This window comes from Lysobacter enzymogenes (genome assembly GCF_017168095.1).
Taxonomy (GTDB): Bacteria; Pseudomonadota; Gammaproteobacteria; order Xanthomonadales; family Xanthomonadaceae; genus Lysobacter; species Lysobacter enzymogenes_D.
The window spans coordinates 1-5128 of the sequence record NZ_LXSD01000072.1 but is presented as its reverse complement, the minus strand read 5'-3'; the positions used below and the strand labels follow the sequence as shown (position 1 = coordinate 5128).

4 protein-coding genes and 1 pseudogene are annotated in these 5128 nt (G+C 70.6%); 3 read left to right on the top strand and 2 right to left on the bottom strand.

Annotated features, from left to right (window positions below; all coding sequences use genetic code 11):
• Positions 1-393 (bottom strand): annotated as a pseudogene (gene minC / locus A7A76_RS25510) (septum site-determining protein MinC); the annotation flags it as partial.
• The gene (locus tag A7A76_RS02110; RefSeq protein ID WP_074863474.1) at positions 390-1004 is read right to left on the bottom strand and encodes a GNAT family N-acetyltransferase; all 615 of its coding nucleotides are present in this window, start codon (positions 1002-1004) and stop codon (positions 390-392) included. The gene A7A76_RS02110 and the pseudogene minC, both read right to left, overlap by 4 nt.
• A gap of 144 nt (positions 1005-1148) precedes the next feature.
• Here A7A76_RS02110 and A7A76_RS02105 point away from each other — a divergent pair, with 144 nt between their 5' ends.
• From A7A76_RS02105 to A7A76_RS02095, 3 genes are all read left to right on the top strand, one after another.
• A complete protein-coding gene (locus A7A76_RS02105) occupies positions 1149-2351 on the top strand; it encodes a sensor histidine kinase (RefSeq protein ID WP_206409647.1) in 1203 nt (400 codons plus the stop codon).
• A complete protein-coding gene (locus A7A76_RS02100; RefSeq protein WP_074863470.1) occupies positions 2348-3001 on the top strand; it encodes a response regulator in 654 nt (217 codons plus the stop codon). Before A7A76_RS02105 ends, A7A76_RS02100 begins: the two co-directional genes overlap by 4 nt.
• Positions 3002-3620: 619 nt before the next feature.
• Positions 3621-4706 carry an SRPBCC family protein gene (locus A7A76_RS02095; RefSeq protein WP_206409646.1) on the top strand — a complete coding sequence of 362 codons (1086 nt, stop codon included), beginning with the start codon at positions 3621-3623 and terminating at the stop codon, positions 4704-4706.
• Positions 4707-5128: the final 422 nt, after the last annotated feature.

Genomic DNA, 5128 nt, shown 5'->3' with positions numbered 1-5128 from the left:
CGGGGTTTCGCGCCGCGCCGGCGCCGCCGGTTCGGCCGCGGCGCCGTCGGCGCGCTCGTAGCCGGCGCGGAACTTGGCCAGCAACGGCAGGCCCAGCGCCTGCGAGAGTTTTTCGATCTCGCTGGTGCCGTAGGCCAGCGCCACCGGCAGCACGCCGGCGGCGCGCAAGCCGTCGAGCAGCGCTTGCGCGGTGGCGGCGTCCGGGGCGTGGCTGAGCCCGCCGAAGTCGATCACCACCGCGGCGCGGCCGAACATGTTGGGCGCGCGCTGCACGCGGCTGCGCATTTCTTCGACCAGGCGCGGCACGTCGAGGGTGCGGATGCGCAGGTTGGCGATGCCGACCTGGCCGATCTTGAGTTCGCCGGCCTGTTCGTAATCCACCGCCACGCTCACGAACACGTCCCGGTGGGGCGCGGCGCGTCGGCGTGCAGGCGCGCGGCCGGCACGCGCGGGACGGTCAGCCACGCGGCTTCGGGCAGGGCGTCGCCGTAGGTCTGGCGCACCCATTCGTAGCTGCACAGGGCCTTCATCAGCATGGCCGCGCGCAGGCCGGATTCTTCCATCACGTGCTGGCCGACCTCGCGGAAACCGAAGCTGCCGTGGAACAGCAGGGCCGGGTCGTTGCCGCCTTCCAGGAACACCTCGCAGGCCAGCTGCGGATAGCGCAGCTCGGCGTAGCTCTGGGCGTCGGCGTAGAACGCGCGGCCGACGCCGCCGCCGCGGCGGCGGCTGGCGACGACGATGCGGTCGATGTAGAAGAAATCCGGATAGCGCTCGCGGAACCAGCGGAAATTGCTGCTGTCGTGGCCGGCGGCGGAGCCCACGCCGATCAGGAAACCGGCCAGGGTGCCGTCGCGCTCGGCGACGCGGAAATATTCGGCGGTATCGAAGAAGTGACGCAGACGCGCCGCATCCAGCGGCAGGATCGCAGGCCCGGCGGCGTTGTTGAGGGCAAGGACGGAATCCAGCTCGTGCTCGCGCACGTCGCGGACGACGATCGACATTCCAGGCTCCAGATAGTTGCAAGCCGACGCGCAATCCGTGCCGGCGGCCGCGATTATCGCACGGGGGGAGGCCGGGGGGCGAACGCCCGGGTCCATGACTTTCGGACGGCTCCGGGCGACGGCCGCTACCGTTAGCATGCATTCATGCTGGCCCGCCTCACCCCCACCCAACTGATGCGATTCGCCGGGCTGTTCACCTGGGGGGTGGCCGGGTGCTGGCTGGTGATCATGTGGCTGGAGCCGGAGGCGGCGGCGTCGCTGCCCGGCGGCAGCGAGCACACCTTCTTCCTGCTGATCCTGCGCTGGGTCGCGATCCACCTGGCCTTCGGCGTGGTCTATTGGTGGGCCAGCCGCGGCCTCGGCCAGCGCCGGCCCGGGCCGGCCGACCACGCCCTGCTGCTGGTGCTGACCGCGTGCGCGATCGGCGTGGGCTACTACTCCAACTCCGGCATCGGCAGCATCCTGCTGATGGTCGTGGCCGGGCTGCTGCCGTGGCTGCTGCCGCTGCGGGTCGGGGTGGCCTGGCTGATCCTGAGCAACCTGTCGATCATCCCGGTGTTCGTGATCGCGATCGGCCAGCCGCTGCTGGTGGCGATCGTGCAGTCGGTGGCCTATGCCGGCTTCTCCAGCCTGGTGTTCGTCAGCTCGTTGGTGGCGATGCAGCAGGCCCTGGCGCGCGAGGACCAGCGCCGGCTCAACGCCGAGCTGCGCGCGACCCGCGCGCTGCTGGCCGAAAGCGCGCGCATCAACGAGCGCACCCGGATCTCGCGCGAGCTGCACGACCTGCTCGGCCATCACCTGACCGCGCTGAGCCTGAACCTGGAAGTGGCCGGGCACCTGTCGGAAGGGCGGGTCAAGGAACACGTGCAGCAGGCGCATACTCTGGCCCGATTGCTGCTCACCGACGTGCGCGAGGCGGTCAGCCAGTTGCGCGAGAACGGCGCCATCGACCTGTCGCTGGCGCTGCGCCCGCTGGCCGAGAACGTGCCCGCGCTGGACATCCGCATGGACATCGAGACGCCCCTGACCCTGGACGACCCCGAGCGCGCCCACGTGCTGCTGCGCTGCACCCAGGAGATCATCACCAACGCGGTGCGCCACGCCGGCGCCCAGCACCTGTGGATCGACGTGCGCCGCGACGACGGCCACATCGTCATGAGCGCGCGCGACGACGGCCGCGGCGCCGACCACCTGGTCGCCGGCAACGGCCTGCGCGGCATGCGCGAGCGGCTGATGCAGTACGGTGGCCAGCTGCGAATCGAAACCCGGGCCGAGGCCGGCTTCAGCCTGCGCCTGACCCTGCCCGCCACCGCGGCCGTCATGGGCCGCGAAGGAGCTCCGACATGATCCCCAATCCCATCCGCGTGCTGCTCGTCGACGACCAGACCCTGGTCCGGCAGGGCGTGCGCTCGCTGCTCGCCCTGGCCGACGGCATCGAGGTCGTGGCCGAGGCCGGCGACGGCCGCCAGGCGGTCGAGATGATCCCGAACCTGCGCCCGGACGTGGTCCTGATGGACATGCGCATGCCGGTGATGTCCGGCCTGGAGGCGCTGCAGGCCCTGGCCCGCAGCGGCTACCTGCCGCCGACCATCATTCTCACCACCTTCGACGACGACCAGCTGGTCCTGGCCGGTCTCAAGGCCGGGGCCAAGGGCTACCTGCTCAAGGACGTGTCGCTGGAGCAACTGGTCGGGGCGATCCAGACCGTCGCCGACGGCGGCTCGCTGGTGCAGCCGGCGATGACCCAGCGCCTGCTGTCGGGCCTGGAGCACATGCGCAACGACTTCGTCAGCCTGGACCGGCCCGACCCGCTGACCGAGCGCGAGACCGAGATCCTGCGGCTGATGGCCGGCGGGTTCTCGAACAAGGAAATCGCCAACTCGCTCGGGGTGGCGGAGGGGACGATCAAGAACCACGTGTCCAACATCCTGTCCAAGCTCGGCGTGCGCGACCGCACCCGCGCGGTGCTCAAGGCGTTCGAGCTGCAGTTGGTCTGAGGCGTTCGAACCGGCCCGGCGCGCGGCGCCGGGCGTTCGCGGGCGGCGCCCGTTGGCCGAGTCCGGCACACGCGGCCGCGCTCGGGCAGTGCGTAAGGCGTTGGATCTGCGCAGGGTTTGAGACAGTCGCGCCGGCGTGCGCACGGCGGGCCCGCTGGCCTGAGTCCGGCCGCACCGGCACGAGGCGGGATGCAGCGCGGCGACGACGTTCGCGGATGCGATCGCCGGCCGCGTCCGAGCCGCGCCGGGCCCAAGCGCGGCAGTCCGGCCCGCCGCGCCCCGGCCGCGCCCGCGGCGGGTTCTACTTTCGTCGTAACCCACAACCCGGGCCGCGCGAGCCGGCCCGCGCACGGACCCCTGCGCGCGGACGCCGCGGCGGTGGCGCGACTTGACTTGATTTGCGCTTACGCGCCCGCGCGGCGACCGCACACCGGGGCGAATGCGGCTGCGAGGCGGCACAAAGCCGGCCAGTTGCGCGCTTTTCGCCGCCCGCGCCCGCCGATGCCCGTTCCGGTGGGATTTCTTGCCTGTGACGGCTGCCCTTGCCGGGATTTATCTTGCTACGATTGCGGGTCTGCGCCCCTGGCCCGCACCTGGGCCCGGCCCTGGAGAACCCTGAATGACCCGTCTGATCGAGATTCTGATTTCCCTGGCGATCGTCGCCGTGCTGTTTCTGGTCGTCGGCATCGTTCTGCCGTCGAGCCGCCACCTGTCGCACTCGGTGGAGACCAACCGCAAGTTGACCATCGTGTTCGACACCCTGAACAGCCTGCGTCGCTTCAAGGAGTGGAACCCGCTGGCGCTGCGCGACCCCGCCATGGAGATGAAGCTGGTCGGCAAGGACGAGGGCGTGGGCGCCCGCCTGGAGTACTCGTCCAAGGAGCGCGGCCTGGGCAACGGCAGCTGGGAAATCGTCAAGAGCGAGCCGGGCAAGCTGGTCGGCTACAAGATCACCAACCCCGAGCGCGGCGACAACAAGCGCACCGAGTTCACCCTCAAGCCGACCGGCCGCAACAACCGCAACGTCGAGATCACCCAGACCTACGACGTCGACTACGGCTTCAACCTGCTCGGCCGCTACTCCGGCCTGTACGTCAGCAGCAGCGTCGGCGAAGACATCAAGATGGGCTTGGCGCGCCTGAGCAACCTGCTGGCGACCGTGCCGAACTACGACTACGCCAAGCTGTCGGAAACCGACCCGAACAACGCGCCGAAGGTCATCGACCGTCCGGCCGAGAACATCCTCAGCGTCAACGCCGCGGTCGAGCGCAACAACGACAAGATCAAGGGCCAGATCCACGCCAACATGGAGTGGATCAACAAGGTCATCGCCGCCAACGGCCTGGAAGCGGTCGGTCCGGTGCGCATCGTGACCAACGAGTTCGGCGCCGAGACCTACGACTTCGACACCGTCCAGGTCGTGCGCAAGAAGGGCGACACCGCCACCGGCGACGCCGCCGCGATCGAGATCAAGGTCGAAGGCCCGGTCAAGGCCTCGCTGCTGCCGGCGTCGAAGGTCGTCGTCGCCTCCAGCGGCGGCCACAACTTCGCCGCGCTGCCGCCGGTGCGCGACGCCGTGCGCGCCTGGGCGATGACCCGCGGCTACACCACCAGCGACCGTCCGTACGAGTCGTGGAAGGCCGGCATCGACCAGAGCTTCGACCCGGCCCTGGGCCAGTTCGACGTCTACTGGCCGGTCAAGTAATTCCGCCGCCCGCGCTAACGCGCGGGCCGGATGCGACACCGAACGCGCCGCGGATTCCGCGGCGCGTTTTTTTGTCGCGCAGTGTCGTACGCGAAGGTCCGGACCCGCCCTGTAGGAGCGACGCGAGTCGCGACCGCGGGGTCGCCCGATCGCGCCGTATGCGCGGTGTCGCGGTCGCGACTCGCGTCGCTCCTACAGGGCGAGTCCGCGGCGATTGCGGCGTCCCGCGCCAACGCTGCTATCGTTGAACGCCTCCCACTTCCCGCGTTCGCCCGCATGAGCGCCAGCGTTCCCGATTCCCGTCCCGCCGCGCCGTTGTCCGCGCGCCTGCTCGCCGCCAGCGGCGGCGTGCTCGCCGCGCTCGCGGTGGCGCTGTCGGCCTATGCCGCGCACGCCGGCGCCGACCCGCACGCGCAGGCCCG

What these genes read in the sequence shown, in the direction of transcription:
- A7A76_RS02110 (WP_074863474.1), bottom strand. Translation starts at nt 1,004, where the DNA reads ATGTCGATCGTCGTCCGCGACGTGCGCGAGCACGAGCTGGATTCCGTC.
- A7A76_RS02105 (WP_206409647.1), top strand. Translation starts at nt 1,149, where the DNA reads ATGCTGGCCCGCCTCACCCCCACCCAACTGATGCGATTCGCCGGGCTG.
- A7A76_RS02100 (WP_074863470.1), top strand. Translation starts at nt 2,348, where the DNA reads ATGATCCCCAATCCCATCCGCGTGCTGCTCGTCGACGACCAGACCCTG.
- A7A76_RS02095 (WP_206409646.1), top strand. Translation starts at nt 3,621, where the DNA reads ATGACCCGTCTGATCGAGATTCTGATTTCCCTGGCGATCGTCGCCGTG.